This is a genomic window from Streptomyces yokosukanensis (assembly GCF_001514035.1).
GTDB classification, from domain to species: Bacteria; Actinomycetota; Actinomycetes; order Streptomycetales; family Streptomycetaceae; genus Streptomyces; species Streptomyces yokosukanensis.
The window spans coordinates 162,658-179,208 of sequence record NZ_KQ948219.1 but is presented as its reverse complement, the minus strand read 5'-3'; the positions used below and the strand labels follow the sequence as shown (position 1 = coordinate 179,208).

14 protein-coding genes are annotated in these 16,551 nt (G+C 71.1%); 5 read left to right on the top strand and 9 right to left on the bottom strand.

Annotated features, from left to right (window positions below):
* The first annotated feature begins 59 nt into the window (after positions 1-59).
* Complete coding sequence (locus AQI95_RS31435; protein WP_067131541.1) at positions 60-812, top strand: MBL fold metallo-hydrolase; 753 nt, start codon at positions 60-62, stop codon at positions 810-812.
* A gap of 85 nt (positions 813-897) precedes the next feature.
* On the opposite strand, the gene AQI95_RS31430 is transcribed toward AQI95_RS31435, so the two are convergent.
* From AQI95_RS31430 to AQI95_RS31410, 5 genes are all read right to left on the bottom strand, one after another.
* Positions 898-2,187 (bottom strand): glycosyltransferase, encoded by a 1,290-nt coding sequence (locus tag AQI95_RS31430; RefSeq protein ID WP_067131539.1) that lies wholly within the window; start codon positions 2,185-2,187, stop codon positions 898-900.
* Entirely contained in the window at positions 2,184-4,307 is a 2,124-nt protein-coding gene (locus tag AQI95_RS31425; RefSeq protein WP_067131536.1) for a peptidase domain-containing ABC transporter, read from the bottom strand. Before AQI95_RS31425 ends, AQI95_RS31430 begins: the two co-directional genes overlap by 4 nt.
* 61 nt (positions 4,308-4,368) lie before the next feature.
* Entirely contained in the window at positions 4,369-4,563 is a 195-nt protein-coding gene (locus AQI95_RS31420; RefSeq protein WP_067131533.1) for a hypothetical protein, read from the bottom strand.
* Positions 4,564-4,802: 239 nt separating this feature from the next.
* Entirely contained in the window at positions 4,803-6,068 is a 1,266-nt protein-coding gene (locus AQI95_RS31415; protein WP_067131530.1) for a PTS transporter subunit EIIC, read from the bottom strand.
* Positions 6,069-6,325: 257 nt separating this feature from the next.
* Entirely contained in the window at positions 6,326-7,642 is a 1,317-nt protein-coding gene (locus AQI95_RS31410; protein WP_067131528.1) for a PTS transporter subunit EIIC, read from the bottom strand.
* Positions 7,643-7,826: 184 nt separating this feature from the next.
* Between AQI95_RS31410 and AQI95_RS31405 the strand changes: the two genes are divergently transcribed.
* The 3 genes from AQI95_RS31405 to AQI95_RS31395 all read left to right on the top strand — a co-directional run bounded on the left by AQI95_RS31405 (position 7,827) and on the right by AQI95_RS31395 (position 9,423).
* Positions 7,827-8,060, top strand: coding sequence for a PTS sugar transporter subunit IIB (locus AQI95_RS31405; protein WP_067131525.1), 234 nt, complete (start codon positions 7,827-7,829; stop codon positions 8,058-8,060).
* A 93-nt stretch (positions 8,061-8,153) separates the two neighbouring features.
* The gene (gene rph / locus AQI95_RS31400) at positions 8,154-8,891 is read left to right on the top strand and encodes a ribonuclease PH (RefSeq protein ID WP_067131522.1); all 738 of its coding nucleotides are present in this window, start codon (positions 8,154-8,156) and stop codon (positions 8,889-8,891) included.
* A gap of 136 nt (positions 8,892-9,027) precedes the next feature.
* Positions 9,028-9,423 carry a hypothetical protein gene (locus tag AQI95_RS31395; RefSeq protein WP_067131519.1) on the top strand — a complete coding sequence of 132 codons (396 nt, stop codon included), beginning with the start codon at positions 9,028-9,030 and terminating at the stop codon, positions 9,421-9,423.
* Between the two features lie 30 nt (positions 9,424-9,453).
* Here AQI95_RS31395 and AQI95_RS31390 read toward each other — a convergent pair whose 3' ends face one another.
* Genes AQI95_RS31390 through AQI95_RS31375 form a run of 4 tightly spaced genes read right to left on the bottom strand, consistent with a single transcriptional unit; the run spans position 9,454 to position 12,955 of the window.
* On the bottom strand, positions 9,454-10,275 hold the full coding sequence (locus tag AQI95_RS31390) for a DUF1707 SHOCT-like domain-containing protein (RefSeq protein ID WP_067131516.1): 822 nt from the start codon (positions 10,273-10,275) through the stop codon (positions 9,454-9,456).
* A 9-nt stretch (positions 10,276-10,284) separates the two neighbouring features.
* A complete protein-coding gene (locus AQI95_RS31385; protein ID WP_067131513.1) occupies positions 10,285-11,283 on the bottom strand; it encodes an ABC transporter ATP-binding protein in 999 nt (332 codons plus the stop codon).
* Positions 11,284-11,286: 3 nt separating this feature from the next.
* Complete coding sequence (locus AQI95_RS31380) at positions 11,287-12,135, bottom strand: ABC transporter permease (RefSeq protein ID WP_244188905.1); 849 nt, start codon at positions 12,133-12,135, stop codon at positions 11,287-11,289.
* A 19-nt stretch (positions 12,136-12,154) separates the two neighbouring features.
* Positions 12,155-12,955, bottom strand: a complete 801-nt coding sequence (locus AQI95_RS31375) for an ABC transporter permease (RefSeq protein WP_067131510.1) — start codon at positions 12,953-12,955, stop codon at positions 12,155-12,157.
* 732 nt (positions 12,956-13,687) lie between these two features.
* Between AQI95_RS31375 and AQI95_RS31370 the strand changes: the two genes are divergently transcribed.
* Positions 13,688-16,549: a transglycosylase domain-containing protein gene (locus AQI95_RS31370; protein ID WP_067131869.1), complete on the top strand. Its 2,862-nt coding sequence runs from the start codon at positions 13,688-13,690 to the stop codon at positions 16,547-16,549.
* Positions 16,550-16,551: the final 2 nt, after the last annotated feature.

Sequence of the window (16,551 nt, the reverse complement as noted above, 5' to 3'; positions counted from 1 at the left end):
GCACGACCCCCGTTCCCCACACCCTTTTGCTCTTTCCCGCCAACGGAGGTTTCTGCTTCATGAAGCTCACCGTCGTCGGCTGCTCGGGGTCGTTCCCGTCCGCGGAATCGGCCTGCTCGAGCTACCTCCTCGAGGCCGACGGCTTCCGGCTGCTCCTCGACATGGGCAACGGCGCCCTGGGCGAGCTGCAGCGCCACTGCGGTCTCTACGACCTCGACGCGATCTTCCTCAGCCATCTGCACGCCGATCACTGCATCGACATGCTCGCGTACTTCGTCGCGCGCTACTACCGCCACGACGGCGGCCGCTGCGACCCCATCCCGGTCTACGGCCCCGAAGGCACCGAACACCGCCTGACCACGGCCTACGCCGACACTCCCTCCGCCTCGTCCATGAGCGAGGTCTTCGACTTCCACACCGTCAAGCCGTCCACGTTCGAGGTGGGCCCGTTCACGGTGCACACCGAGCGGGTCCGCCACCCCGTGGAGGCGTACGCCATCCGTGTCGAGCACGGCGGGCGGTCGCTGACGTACTCCGGCGACACGGGTGTCACCGAGGCGCTGGACGAGCTGGCCCGGGACACCGATCTGTTCCTGTGCGAGGCCGCGTTCACGCACGGCAAGGAGAACGTCCCGGACCTGCACCTCAACGGCCGCGAGGCCGGCGAGACGGCGGCCCGCGCGGGCGCGCGGCGCCTGGTCCTCACCCACATCCCGCCGTGGACCGACCCGCAGGTCAACCTCCGGGACGCGCGCGAGGTCTTCAGCGGCCCGGTGGAGCTGGCCGCACCGAGGGTGACGTACGAGATCTAGCTCTCCCGGAGACGGAAGGCCGAAAGGCCGGAAAGGCCCTGGAACCCGCTCGTCCGGTTCCAGGGCCTTCGCGTGAACGCGGGGGTCAGGCGTCGACCTCGGCCAGCACGCGGGCGAGCATGGCGAAGTCCTCGGTCACGCTGCGGCCGGCACCGCGCTCGGCCGCCTTCCGGTAGGCGGGCAGCACCGTCTCGTAGCGGCCGCTGGCGAGGGCGAGCGTCGACTGCAGCTCGAACAGGCGGGCCATGAGACGGCGGTTCGCCGGCTCCTCGGCCGACTCCACCGAGGCGATGCCGTCGACCAGGGCGGACAGCCGGCCCAGGAGCCTGCCGGCCTCCACGAGCGTGCGGTAATAGGTGGCCTCCACGGTCCGCCCGGCCCCCGCCAGCAGGCCCGTGTACGTCCGCAGGGCCTCGGTGTCGCCGAGCCGGACGGCCAGCTCGCACAGCAGGCTCCAGGAGTCGACGATCCGTTCGGTCCGGTAGCCGGGCTCGTCCGGCACCATGTCGCCCGTGACGGACGCCAGCAGTGCGAACGCCGCGCGCACCTCCTCCTCGGGCGCCGCCGGGTCGAGCCCGTCGCGGACCTCGTAGTACACCCACTTCGGGTTGTCCGGCTCCTCGGCCCGGCCCAGCCGGTCCAGCCTGACGTACAGCTCCCGCTTGCCCCTCTTCTCGATCACCTCCGGCAGATAGCCGAAGTGGTCGAAGCGGACGTCGACCTGGACGCGCGGCGGGGCGAAGTCGCCTGGGGCGTAGGGGTGTTCGTGGACCCGGCCGCGGAAGCGGAAGGAGCCGTCCGCCCGCAGCACCCGCTGGGTGTTGGTGTACACCGAGCCGCCGTGGTCGGCGATCACGGGGGAGACGACGAAGTCGTGTCCGGGCAGCAGATGGTCGAGCACGGACAGGGCGCGGCGCAGCCTGCCCGCGTGCGACGGCACCAGGACCTCGTCGGCGTCCACATGGCACAGCCAGCCCTCGGTGACCTCGCCGAAGGCGAGATTGCGCTGGCGGGAGAAGTCGTCGGCCCACGGCGCGGACAGGATCCGGGTGCCGGGGCGGGCGCGCAGGGCCTGCTCGGCGGTGCCGTCCGAGGAGCCGGAGTCGATCAGCAGACAGCCGTCGACGTCATCGGCGAGTGCGGTCAGGCACGCGGCGATGCGCTCCTCCTCGTTCGCGGTGAGCACCACCGCGGTCACCGGGCGGGGGCGGTGCGCGTCGTACGCCGCCGCCAGGGCCGCGGGGTCCGACGAGGAGAGCGGTGCGGCCGCGAGCTCCGGTGACATGGAGGTGATCAGTGCCAGGTCGGCCGCGAGTGCGGAGGCGGGGACGCCCCCGGGGACATGGAGGAGGTCGAGCAGGTCGGAGAGGTTCATCGCGGCTGAGGGCTTTCCGTGCGCAGGCCGGTGGAGGGGTCGAGGAAGAGCTCCAGGTCGAACGCGGCGTCCTGGACGTGCCCGTGGGACACCACGATCTTGGTGCCCTTGACCGAGCCCAGCTCCTCCCAGATCCGGGCGAAGGTGTCCCGGTCGATGCCGCTGAACGTCTCGTCGAACAGGTACACCCGAGGGGCGTGCAGCACGGCGCGGGCGATGGACAGACGCTGGATCTGACCGCGCGAGAGTCCCGCGCCGCTCTCCTTCACCGGCTCGTCGAGGCCTTCGGGGAGGGTGTCGAGGACGTCCTGGAAGCAGGCGATGCGGCACGCCCGCAGGATGTCGTCCGTGCTGTGCGGGACACCGAGAGTGAGGTTCTCGCGCACGGAGGCGGGCAGCAGGACGGGGTTCTCGGGGACGTAGAGGACATGGCGCGACAACGCGTCGGCGGTGATGCGGCCGATCTCGGCTCCGCCGACGGTGACGCTGCCGGTGTAGCCGGGGTGGGTGCCCGCGAGCAGTGCGAGGAGCGTGCTCTTGCCCGAGCCGTTCCCGCCCCGCAGGAGCGTGCTCGTGCCGTACGGGATGTCGAGGTCGATGCCGGTGAGGGTGTCGTGCCGGGCGCCGGGATGGCGGAAACCCAGGGACCGGACCGCGATGTCGGCCGGTTCCAGCGGGTGGACGATCTGATCGGCCGGCAGCGTGAGCCGGGCGTCCTCGCGCTGCAGCACCACGTCCCGGTAGCGGCCGAGGGCCGCGGAGGTGCGCTGGGCGGTGACCTGGAGGGAGGCCACGGAGTCCATGGCGCCCAGGAAGTAGCCGGCCATGGTCAGAAAGCCGAAGACCTCGCCGACGGTGAGCGAGCCGGAGAGCATCCGGCTCAGCCCGGCCCAGGCCGCCACCACCGTGAAGACCGTCTGACTGGCCGTCTTGATCACGGAGTTGAGATTCTCCAGCCGGCCCAGCCGGGTTTCCGACTCGATTCTGCGGCGCAGCGCGCGGCTCATCCGCTCGAAGACGTATTCACGCTTTCCGTAGCCGGTCAACTCGGTGTGCCCGCGCAGGGAGTTGAGCGTCTCCGACTTCAGTGTGGCATCCCGCTGGAGGGCCTCTTCGGCGGCGTTCCTGATGTGCGGGTACAGGAGCAGCGAGCTGAGTACATTGACCGCCGCGGGCGGAATCAGGAAAAGGAAGAGGGTCGGTCCGGTCGCCAGGAGATAACCGCCGACCGAGAGAACCACACAGATGTCGATGGCCGCCCGGACCGCGGCCGCCGTCACCAGCGCCTGGATTTCCTGTACGTCGTCGATCCGACTGACCAGATCACCGGCTCTGCGGCCTTTGAAGTAATCGGCGGGCAGGCGCAGGAGTTTGTGCAGATATCGCTCCGACAACGTCCGCTGGAGCGACTGGCTGAGCGCCACGATGGCGCGTCCGCGCAGATACTGGACGCCTGCCGCCGCCACCGCGACCCCGATGAACTCGACGGACATCACCGCCAGCGCCCGCCGGGATCCGTCCCGCAGGACGTGGTCGACGGCCAGTTGCACGAAGAGGCTGTTGAGCAGGGCGACCAGCGCCACGACGGCGGTGGCCAGCAGGATGAGCAGGAGGCGTCCGCGGTGGGCGCGGACGGTCTGCCACACCAGGCTCCGCCCCGGCAGGGCCCGCAGCCGGGCACCCCGCGGCAGGCGTGCGCTCGGCCGGTCGGTGACCAGCGCCTCCCCGTGGAACACGGCGGCGAGGACCTCGGGCGCCACGCGCATCGGGCGGTGCAGCAGCGGGTCGCCGATGATGAAGTGGCCGCTGTCGGTGGCCTCGTGGACGACCACGAAGTGGCGGTCCCCGTCCTCGGCCAGCAGGATGATCGCCGGTCCCGCGAGCCGTACGGCCTGCCGCAGCTGGTCGGTGTCCAGCCGGAGGAGTTCGCTGTCGACTCCGTAACCCCGCAGGACCTCCCGGAGCCTGAGCAGGTTGGAGCCGCGTTCGCCCAGGCCCGTGGACTCGCGCAGGATCGCCGCGTCGACCACGGCCCCGTGCCGCATCAGGACGGCACGCACGGACGCCGGTCCGCAGTCGGTGTCCCCCGACTGATGGGTGTGGTATCTCTGCCACTTCACTGAAGAACTCCTGGCGGGAAAGGAACGCGCCCGCCTCGGGACGAGGCGGGCGCTGTCCGCACTACAGCTTGTCGCAGCCCAGCGACTTCCAGAGCTTGTAGTAGTCCCCGTAGCTGCAGGACATGGGATTGCCGATCTGCGCGAAAATCCACTCGCACTGGGCGCGGCTCGGCTTCTTGCCCTCGCCGGACGTGGCGGCGGCTTCTTCGTCGGTCAGCGCGGTGAAGTTCAGTTCACGCAGAGCTTGAAGGCTCATGATTTCCCCAGTTGTTGTCGGTCCCGGCCGTGATCGGCCTGGTGGAGACGATATTCACGGCGCGACGGCGCGATCAAGAAGGGAGGGTCGGTGACGATGGTCACTGGATCGCCGGGGCCGGAAATTCCGTCTGACGAATGAGGAGGACTTTGTCGGCGGTTCGCACATGGGCATGCCGAATTCCCCGATCCGCCTCGCGGATCGGGGAATTCGGCGTCGGCCGGGTTTTCGGAAGGGCCTTACTTGGCCTCGGCCTTCTCCAGTTCGGCGAGTTCCTCGTCGGACTCGCGGCCCGGCGTCGGCAGGTTGAACCTGGTGATGGCGAAGCGGAAGACGACGTAGTAGACGGCGCCGAAGCACAGGCCGATCAGCGCCAGGCCCCACGGGTTGCTCGCGATGCCGAGGTTCAGGGTGAAGTCGACGGCGCCGGCGGAGAAGCCGAAGCCGTCCTTCATGCCCAGCGCCCAGGTCAGCGCCATGGAGACACCGGTGAGCACCGCGTGGATGGCGTACAGGACCGGCGCGATGAACATGAACGTGAACTCGATGGGCTCGGTGACGCCGGTGACGAAGCTGGTCAGGGCGAGCGAGAGCATCATGCCGCCGACCACCTTGCGGCGCTCCGGGCGGGCGCAGTGCACGATCGCGAGGCAGGCGGCCGGCAGGCCGAACATCATGATCGGGAAGAAGCCGGTCATGAACTGCCCCGCGGTCGGGTCGCCGGCCAGGAAGCGCGCGATGTCACCGCTCTTGCCGTGGTAGTCGCCCGCCTGCAGCCAGGGGAAGGAGTTCAGCAGGTGGTGCATGCCGATCGGGATCAGCGCACGGTTGGCCACGCCGAAGATGCCGGCGCCGACGGCGCCCGAATGCACCAGCCACTCACCGAAGTTGTGCAGACCCGTGCCGAGCACCGGCCAGATGTAGCCGAAGACGATGCCGAGGATCAGACCGGCGAGGGCCGACAGGATCGGCACCAGCCGGCGGCCGCCGAAGAAGCCCGCCCAGTCCGGCAGCTTGGTGCGGTAGAACCGCTGGTAGAGCAGGGCGACGGCGAGGCCCATCACCACACCGCCGAGGACCTTGGCGTCCGCCGGGGCGTTCGCCATGACGATCTTGCCGTCGACGACCGTCGCCACCTTCGGCAGGTTCTTGTCGGTGAACGTGCCGAGGACGTTCTTGAAGACCAGGTAGCCGACGACCGCGGCGAGGGCCGTGGACCCGTCCGACTTCTTCGCGAAGCCGATCGCGATGCCCACGGCGAACAGCAGGGCCATGTTGTCGAGGATCGCGTTGCCGCCGGCGGCCATGAACGACGCGATCTTCGTCAGGAACGTCGGGAAGGAGGGGCGTCCCAACATGTCCGTGTTGCCGAGGCGGACCAGGAGGGCGGCGGCCGGCAGTACCGCCACCGGCAGCATCAGGCTGCGGCCTATACGCTGCAGCACGGCCATCACGCCGGGGCCCTTCTTCTTCTCGGCCGCGGGAGCGGCGCTGGCCGTGGTCACAACTTCCTCCTGGGGGTGCCTCCGGCCGGAGGCCGGGGGAGGGCATGCGAGCGCCGCCCGGGGATCCGTGGGAAGGGGACGGCAGCGTCTCTGGTCTACACCACTCAGTGGTGTAGACCTGTTGTAGCACGATGAAGGCGCTGTAAGGAACCACGAAATCCGCTACCGGTACGCTACGCGGCGTGCCGATGCGCCGAAGGGGCCGAAGGGCCCTGGCGCAAGGTCCGGAAGTCCGTCGGGCGGCGGACTCGCGGGGGTCAGGCCTTGGTGATGTCCTCGACCTCGTCCTCCGGCTCCCGGCCCGGTGTCTTCAGGTCGAATCTCGTGATCGCGAACCGGAAGACGGCGTAGTACACCGCCGCGAAGCACAGGCCGATCGGGATGATCCCCCACGGTCTCGTCGCCAGGTTCCAGTTGATCACGTAGTCGATCAGGCCGGCCGAGAAGCTGAAGCCGTCGTGCACCCCGAGCGCCCAGGTCACCGCCATCGAGACACCGGTGAGCACGGCGTGGATGGCGTAGAGCAGGGGTGCGACGAAGAGGAAGGAGTACTCGATCGGCTCGGTGATGCCCGTCACGAACGACGTCAGCGCCACCGACAGCATCAGGCCGCCGACCTCCTTGCGGCGGTGCGGCTTGGCGCAGTGGGTGATCGCCAGTGCGGCCGCCGGCAGCGCGAACATCATGATCGGGAAGAAGCCCGAGGTGAACTGGCCCGCGTTCGGATCGCCCGCCAGGAACATGTTGATGTCGCCGTGCACCACCGTGCCGTCCGGCTTGGTGTAGCTGCCGAACTGGAACCAGATGGGCACGTTGAGGAACTGGTGCAGGCCGATCACGAGCAGCGCCCGGTTGGCGAGGCCGAAGACGCCCGCTCCCCAGGCGCCGACGTCCCGCAGCCAGTGGCTGAAACTCTCCAGGCCGCTGCCGATCGGGGGCCAGATCCACAGGCACAGCGCCGCGAAGACGATCGCGACGAACGCCATGATGATCGGCACCAGGCGCCGGCCGTTGAAGAAGCCCAGCCAGTCCACCAGCCTGGTGCGGTGGAAGCGGGCCCACAGGAAGGCGGCCAGCAGACCGATGACGATGCCGCCGAAGACGCCCGGGTTCTGGAAGGTGAAGGGTGTCACCGAGCCCGTGCCGGTGCCGACGCTCACCTGGCAGCCGATCTGCGGGACCGCCTTGGAGCCGCCGGGGCAGGACTCGGGGAACTGGTGCAGCACGCCGTAGTAGACGAGGAAACCGGCCACCGCCGCGAGCGCCGTGGAGCCGTCCGCCCTCTTCGCCATGCCGATCGCCACGCCCACGCAGAACAGCAGCGGCAGACCGAGCGAGCCGTCGAGCAGGGCGCCGCCCGCGCCGGTCATCACCTTGGAGACGTCCGTCCAGCCCAGCCCGTCCTTGCCGAACACGTCGGGCTGGCCCAGGCGGTTGAGGATGCCCGCCGCCGGCAGCACCGCGATCGGCAGCTGCAGGCTGCGGCCCATCTTCTGCAGGCCCTGGAACAGATGGTTCCAGCGCTCCCGCGCCGGGCCGGCCGTGCTGTCGGCGGGTGCGCTGTCGGCGCTCATGGCGTCCTCCCGGCCACTCGACTCGGTCGCGGTTTGGCGACCGTCCCCCAGGTGGTGTAGACCAGTTGGCGGACGGTTCCGCTGTTGTGATCGCCATCATTCGGCACGTACGGCATGACCGCTCGCAAAGATGGGCCAACTGTGGGTTACTGCGACAAACCGGTACGGAGCAGGGAGAAGGAACATGGCCAGCAAGGCTGAGAAGATCGTCGCCGGGCTCGGGGGCATCGAGAACATCGTGGAGGTCGAGGGCTGCATCACCCGGCTGCGCACCGAGGTCGAGGACGGCTCGCTGGTCGACGAGGCCGCGCTGAAGGCCGCCGGCGCGCACGGCGTCGTCAAGATGGGCACCGCCGTCCAGGTCGTCATCGGCACCGACGCCGACCCGATCGCCTCGGAGATCGAAGACATGATGTGAGCCGCCCGGCCCCCGGGGCCGCGGACTCGCTCTCCAGGGGCTCTTCCCGACACGGGAGGAGCCCCTTGCGCAGGTACGGATAGGCTCCATGCCATGTCTCGCATCGACGGCCGTACCCCCGAACAGCTCCGCCCGGTCACCATCGAACGCGGATGGAGCAAGCACGCCGAGGGCTCCGTCCTCGTCTCCTTCGGCGACACCAAGGTGTTCTGCACCGCCTCCGTGACCGAAGGCGTCCCGCGCTGGCGCAAGGGCAGCGGCGAGGGCTGGGTCACCGCCGAGTACGCCATGCTGCCCCGCGCCACCAACACCCGCGGCGACCGCGAGTCCGTCAAGGGCAAGATCGGCGGCCGCACCCACGAGATCTCCCGGCTCATCGGCCGCTCGCTGCGCGCCGTCATCGACTACAAGGCGCTCGGCGAGAACACCATCGTCCTCGACTGCGACGTCCTCCAGGCCGACGGCGGCACCCGCACGGCCGCCATCACCGGCGCGTACGTCGCCCTCGCCGACGCCGTCGCCTGGGCCCAGGGCAAGAAGCTGATCAAGGCCGGCCGGCAGCCGCTCACCGGCACCGTCTCCGCCGTCTCCGTCGGCATCGTCGGCGGCGTCCCCCTCCTCGACCTCTGCTACGAGGAGGACGTGCGCGCCGAGACCGACATGAACGTCGTCTGCACCGGCGACGGCCGCTTCGTCGAGGTCCAGGGCACCGCCGAGGCCGAGCCCTTCGCCCGCGAGGAACTGAACTCCCTGCTCGACCTCGCCGTCGCCGGCTGCGCCGACCTGGCCGCGATCCAGCGCGCCACGCTGGAAGCGGCACTCGGCGAGTAAAGGGCGGGCCAACGGGAAGCGTGCGCGCGGGCAACCCGCGCGGCCTCCCCGGCGTCCTAGGGGTACGGGCGCACGGCCCCACCACCGCGCGCCCGGTCAGTCGCACCGGGCGCCCAACAGGGGAGGGACCACCACCATGGCCGTCAGCCGACGCCGTCTCACCGCCGTCGCCGCCGTCGTGGCAACCGCCGCGCTCACCGCCGGCCTCACCACCGGCTGCGACGCCGTCGACAAGGCCCTGGACTGCGTGCAGACCGCCGACTCCATCGCCGACAGCGTCACCGACCTGCAGCAGGCCGTGGAGAACGCCGCGAACGACCCCGCCCAGGCCGACACCTCGCTGAACTCCATCGAGAAGAACCTCGACAAGATCGGCGACAAGACCGACAACACCGACGTCAACAAGGCGGTCGACCATCTGCGGCAGGCCGTGTCGAACATCCGCACGGCCATCAAGAACGGCGACAAGACCCCGGACGTGAGCCCGGTGACGGACGCGGCCGGCGAACTGACCAAGGTCTGCACCAAGTAGGGGCGCGGGCCGCATCGGCGCCGACGGCGTTCAGTACCCCCGGTCCCGGCGCCGCTGCTCCCGCTCCTCGCGCCGCTCGCGGTGCAGATCCCGCCGCTCCTCGCGCCGCTCCCGGTACAACTCCTGCCGGTCCTCGCGCCGCCCGCGCGGCAGTTCGTGCCGGGACTGCCGGGACTCCTTGCGCTCCAGCTTCTCCTGGCGGCGCTGCTCCTTCAGCCGCTGCTGCTCGGCGCGGGTGACCTTGCGCGTCACGTCGACACCGCCCCAGAAGGCGAGCCCGCCGATGATCACCCGCGGCGCGCCCGGCTCGGCCGGGCCGTCCTCCCGCGGGTGGTCGAAGCCGCCCATGATGCCGATGCCGCGGACGACGACCTCGACCCCGGGCGGCACGACGACCTGCACACCGCCCATGATCGCCACGCAGTTGATCTCGACCTCGCGGTCCGCGAAGTCCGCCTCGCGCAGGTCGATCTCGCCGCCGCCCCAGAACGCGAAGCAGCTGAACCGCTTCGGCACCGTCCAGCGGCCCTTGCGCTGGAACCCCGACATGATGGCGACCCCACCCGTCGACGACCCCTCGCCGCCGACGATCCGACCGGCCCAACCACCGCGCTGCGCGGGCTCCTTGACGAAGGAGACCGGGACCGGCGGCGCCGCCGCACCGGCCGCCGGCAGATCGCGGGTGATCGGCGTCAGCTCGCCGTAGGTGCGCGCCTTGTACACCGCCTCCAGGCGTTCCTCGAACTCCTCCATGTCGAGCCGTCCCTCGGCGAGGCCGTCCCGCAGGATCTCGGCCACCCGCTCACGATCGGCGTCGGACGCCCGGAGGTCCGCACTAGCGTCGTCGGTCATGGCAGAAGCCTACGAGACGGCCTTCTCCGCGTACATCTTGGCGATGACGGCCTCGATGTCCGGCTCCCGCACCGAGAGGTCCACCAGCGGATACTCCGCCGCGAGACGGGCCACGAGCGGCGCCGCCGACTGCCCCGCCGGGAACGCCAGCCACTGCCGCGGCCCCTCCACCCGCACCACCCGCGCCGACGGCACCACGACCGGCGGCAGCTCCCGCTCCAGGTCCACCACCAGCGTCCGCTCGCTCTCCCCGGCCTCGTGCAGCCCCGCGAGCGGACCGTCGTACATCAGCCGCCCCTGGTCGATCACCATCACCCGGGAGCACAACTGCTCGATGTCCTGCAGATCGTGCGTGGTCAGCAGCACGGTCGTGCTCCGCTCGGCGTTCAACTCCCGCAGGAATCCACGGACCTTGGCCTTCGACACGACGTCCAGGCCGATCGTCGGCTCGTCCAGGTACAGCACCTCCGGGTCGTGCAGCAGCGCCGCCGCGATGTCCCCGCGCATCCGCTGCCCGAGCGAGAGCTGCCGCACCGGGACGTCCAACAAGGCCTGCAGCTCCAGGAGTTCGACGCACCGGTCGAGGTTCTCGCGGTAGCGGGCGTCCGGGATCCGGTACATGCGGTGCGCCAGCCGGTAGGAGTCGATCAGCGGCAGATCCCACCACAGGGTCGTACGCTGCCCGAACACCACCCCGATACGGTGCGCGAGCCGGCGCCGCTCCCGCGACGGGTCGATGCCCGCCACCCGCAACCGCCCCGCGCTCGGCGTCAGGATGCCGGTCAGCATCTTGATCGTGGTCGACTTCCCGGCGCCGTTCGGCCCGATGTACCCGACCATCTCCCCGCGCGCCACGGTGAACGAGAGCCCGTCCACCGCCCGCACCTCGCGCCGCTCCCGCTTCAGGAACCCGGTCTTCCTGCGCACCTCGAAGACCTTCGCCACGTCCTGAAGCGCGATGAAGCCCTCGGCGAGGCTCCCGTCCGCCGTCTCCGCCGTCTTGGCCATCTGTCAGCTCCCTGTGCTCCGGTACGAACGAAGTCCCGCCCGCCAGGCCAGCCCCGCGAGCGCACAGCACGCCACCGCCACCAGCGGCGGAGCGAACGCCACCCACTCGGGCAGTGCCAGCGGATACGGCCGCCCCAGCACATAGGTCGCGGGCAGCCAGTTGACGAAGGCCAGCGGCAGCACGAACGTCACCCCGCGCACCAGCTCCCTCGCGAACACCGTCGGCGGATACTGCAGCAGGGCCCCGCCGCCGTAGGTGAAGGCGTTCTGCACCTCCGAGGCGTCCTGCGCCAGGAACTGGAAGGCCGCGCCCGCCACGAACACCGCGCAGAAGATCCCGCAGCCGCTCACCAGCATCACCGGCATCAGCAGCAGCTTCAGCGGTGTCCAGTCGACGTCCAGCCGGGCCACCGACCAGCCCAGCACCAGCAGGCCCTGCACCACGCGGCCCAGCCGCCGCAGCGCGAACTGGTCGGCCGCCACCTGCGCCAGCACCGGAGCCGGACGCACCAGCAGCGTGTCCAGCGTGCCGTCGCGCACCCGCCGCCCCAGCCGCTCCATCGAGCCGATCACCAGGTCGGCCAGCCCGAAGGACGTACCGGACAGTCCGTACAGGAAGGCGACCTCCGGCAGCGACCAGCCGCCCAGGGCGTCCACCCGCGAGAACATCAGCATGATCCCGACGAAGTCGAAGAACGTCGTCGCGAAGCTGCCGAACGTGGTCATCACGAACGAGGCGCGGTAGGCCATCGTGGACCGCACCCACATCCCGGCGATCATCAGGTAGGCCCGCACCCCCTCCCGCACGGCCTCGCGCACCCGGCCGCGCCCCGGGTGACCCACCTCACCCACCTCACCCACCTCACCCACGTCACCCACCCTGGACCACCACCCGCCGTGTCGCCGCCGACTGCACCAGCCGCCCCGCGCCCAGCAGCGCCACCGCCCACGCCCCCTGGAAGGCGTACGTGCCCAGCGGGTCGGCGTGCCCCAGCAGGATCTGGGCCGGCGCCTGGAGCAGCGCGGACCACGGCAGGGCCCGTACGACCTCGCCGAGCGCGCCCGGGAAGACGTTCAGCGGCAGCAGCATGCCCGAGCAGAAGAAGCCGGCGAGCCAGGCCATCTGCGTCACCCCCATGCCGTCCAGCAGCCAGAACGCGCTCAGCGCCACCAGGTACCGGATCCCGAACCCGACGAGCATCGCCAGCAGCACGGCGACGAAGAAGGCGACCCAGGTGCCCGCGTCCGTCGGCAGGTACACCGGGAAGCACACCGCGCCGAAGACGAACGGGACCACGCCCCGGCCCAGCAGCTGGAAGAACGCCCGGCCCAGGTCGGTCGCCAGCCACCACAGCTGCAGATCGACGGGGCGGTACAGATCGATCGCCACGTCCCCCGTACGGATGCGATCCATCAATTCGTTCTCGACGCCTCCACCGCCGATCGCGAGCGTCGAAAGGAACGCCTGGCCCAGCCACACATAGGTCACGACCTGCGTCTGATCCCATCCGCCGAGGTGCGGCCGCTCGTCCCAGAGGGCGCGATAGGTGGACACGAGGATCAGCCCGAAGACCGTGTTCGTGAACACCCCTGCCGCAGTGGCGGCCCGATACGTCGCGTACCGTCTGAATCCCCCCGCCGCGACGGCCGCGTACAACCGTCCCGCGCCCACGCCAGTCCACCTCCTGGGGCCGCTCGACACCGAAGCGCAGGAGCGTAGTCCGGAGGTCCGGCTGTCGGCCACGCAATTTGTGCCCGAAGCGTGCCGGAATCCGGGAACGGAACGCCAGGTGCGAGAGTCTTCCAACCGGGGGCGCAGAAGCGTACGAGACGTACGGGAACGTACGACGCGAAACAGGAGTCCGTGCACGACATGAGCGACGAGCCGCAGCAGCAGCAGCCGACCGAGGGCGTGCCGCCGACAGAGCCGCTGCGGGCTGAAGGGCCCGGTGAGCCCGCGAGCCGCGACGACACGGCCCCCGCCACGGCCGGGGGGACCGCCGAGCCGACCCGGCCCGAGGGAGCCGGCACACCGTCACGCTCCGAGGGGGCCGAAGCACCGGCACGGCCCGCGGGGTCCGGCGAGCGGGCGGAGCCCGGGCAGACGCCGACGACGCCCGACACGCCGAAGACGACGGACGCGACGCCGGCGACGGAGCCCGAGCGTGCCGACCGGGGTGGGCAGGCCCGTCCGGCCGCCCAGGACCGGACGGCCTCCATGGCCCGCGCCCGCCAGGCCGCCCAGGGCGGCAGGACGGAGCCCGGGGCGCCGGCGCCGAGCGGCGACACGCCATCCGACCGGGGCTCTGCGTCCGGCACGGCCCCGGGCAATGCGGCGACGGGCCCCGGCGCAGCCGGCACGTCGGCCGCTGCCGAGCAGGGGCAGTCGGCCGAGAGCACCCAGGTGCTCCGGCGGGTCACCGCACCCCGGGGAGCCCAGGGGGCCGGGTCCGGCAAGGCGGCCGGGGCGGCTCAGGGCTCCGCCGAGACCGGGGCGCCCGAGAGCACCCAGGTCCTGCGGCGGGTCACCGCACCCCGCGAGGCCGCCGAGCCGGGCGAGGCCGCCAGGACGGCGGCCGCCGCTCCGAACACCACCGGCCGTGCCGCGCGCACCCCCCGGACCCCCGGCCCCGGCGCGAACCGCGCCGCCCAGGCGGCCGGAGCAGCCGCCGCCGGTGCCGCCGGGCTCGCGGGCGCGGCGGGCCAGGCATCCCAGGCGGGCGCCGCGGGCGCCGCGGCGGCGGGCGCGGCCGGAGCGGTCGCCCCCGGCCCCCGCACCGGCAGCAGCTCCCGCACCGCCCCCGGCCCCCGCAGCGCCACCGGCGCCGGCCGTACCGTCGGCCGCGACTCCGCCGGGGCCGCCGAGCCGGAGACCGGTGCCCTCGCCGCCGCCGACGACGGCGGGCCCGGCGCGGCGGAGGGCAAGGGCAAGAAGGCGAAGCGGCCCAAGCGGACCGGGTGGCGGAGGATCATTCCGACCTGGCGCATGGTGCTCGGCGGCTTCGTCGTCGGCGTGCTGCTGGTCATCGGACTCTTCGTCCTCGGCTACTCGATGGTCAACATCCCGCCGGCCAACGCCATGGCCGTCAAGCAGAGCAACGTCTACCTGTACGCCGACGGCTCGCAGATGGCCCGCGACGGCGACATCAACCGTGAGAACGTGAGCCTCGCCCAGGTCTCCAAGGACGCCCAGCACGCCGTACTGGCCGCCGAGGACCGCGACTTCTACTCCGAGTCGGCGATCGACCCCAAGGCGATGCTGCGCGCCGCCTGGAACACCGCGACCGGCAAGGGCAAGCAGTCCGGCTCGACGATCACCCAGCAGTACGTGAAGAACTACTACCTGGCCCAGGAGCAGACGGTCACCCGCAAGGCCAAGGAGTTCTTCATCTCGATCAAGCTGGACCGCAACAAGTCCAAGGACGAGATCCTCGAGGGCTACCTCAACACCAGCTTCTTCGGCCGCAACGCCTACGGCATCCAGGCCGCCGCCCAGGCCTACTACGGCGTGGACGCCAAGGACCTGGACCCGGCCCGCGCCGCCTACCTCGCCGCGCTCGTCAACGCGCCCAGCGAGTACGACGTCGTCGCCCACCCCGAGAACAAGTCCGCGGCCGTCGCCCGCTGGAACTACGTCCTCGACGGCATGGTCAAGAAGGGCTGGCTCAGCGAGTCCAAGCGTGCCGGCATGAAGTTCCCGATGCCGAAGGAGCAGACCGTCTCCACCGGCCTGTCCGGCCAGCGCGGCTATCTCGTGCGGGCGGTCAACGACTACCTGACCAAGAACAACATCGTCGACACCGACCAGCTCGAGGCCGGCGGCTACCGCATCACCACCACCATCCAGAAGACCAGGCAGGACGCCTTCGTCAAGGCGGTCGACGACCAGCTGATCTCCAAGCTGGACAAGAAGAACAACAAGGTCGACAACTACGTCCGCGCGGGCGGCGCCTCCGTCGACCCGAAGACCGGCAAGGTCGTCGCGATGTACGGCGGCATCGACTACGTGAAGCAGTACACCAACGGCGCGACCCGCGGTGACTTCCAGGTCGGCTCGACGTTCAAGCCGTTCGTGTTCACCTCGGCGGTGCAGAACGGCTCGACCACCCAGGACGGCCGCACCATCACCCCGAACACCACGTACGACGGCACCAACGAGCGCCCCGTGCAGGGCTGGAGCGGCAGCGGCTACGCCCCGGAGAACGAGGACCAGAAGTCGTACGGCCAGATCGGCGTCACCAAGGCGACGGACCTGTCCGTGAACGCGGTGTACGCGCAGATGGCCGTCGACGTCGGCCCGTCCAAGGTCAAGCAGACGGCGATCGACCTCGGCATTCCCTCCGGCACCCCGGACCTGCAGCCGTACCCGTCCATCGCCCTCGGCACCGCCACCGCCAGCGTGCTGGACATGGCGGAGGGCTACGCGACGCTCGCCAACCACGGCAAGCACGGCACGTACACCATGATCGAGAAGATCACCAAGGACGGTACGGAGGAGGTCAAGCTGCCCGACGATCAGGTCAAGCAGGCCGTCAGCCGGGAAGCCGCCGACACCACCACGTCGATCCTGCAGAGCGTGGTCGACAACGGCACCGCCACCGCCGCGCAGGCCGCGGACCGTCCGGCGGCCGGCAAGACCGGTACGGCCGAGAACGACACCGCCGCCTGGTTCGCCGGCTACACCCCGGATCTGGCCACGGTGGTCTCGGTCATGGGCCAGGACCCGGTGACGGCCAAGCACGTGGGGCTGTACGGCGCCCTCGGCCAGGCCCGGATGAACGGTGGCGGCCCGCCGACCGAGATCTGGGCCCAGTACACGCGTGACGCGCTGGAGGGCAAGCCGGCCTCCGACTTCGATCTCCAGCTGCAGCAGGGCGCCGACGAGCCGCAGCCGCCGAGCGCGACCGGCCCGGCCCGGCCGGGCACCACCGGAGGCCAGAACACCGGCGGCGCGACCGCCAGCCCGACCGGCGGCGGCGCGACCCAGAGCCCGGCCGGCGGCGCCACCGGCACGCCCACCGACGGCGGTGCGACGACCGGCACAGGCCCCGGCACCACCGGCGGCACCACCACGACCACCGGTGGCACCACCGCCACCGGCGGCGGTGCCACGGGCGGGGGTACGACCACGGGCACCGGCACCACCGGCGGAGTGACCGACGGCGGGGCCGCCACCGGCGGTGATGCGGCCACGGGCGGCGCTGCCGACGGCGGTGGTGGTACGACGGGGACGGCCGCCGGCGACGGCGGCGGCCCCCTCACCTGACG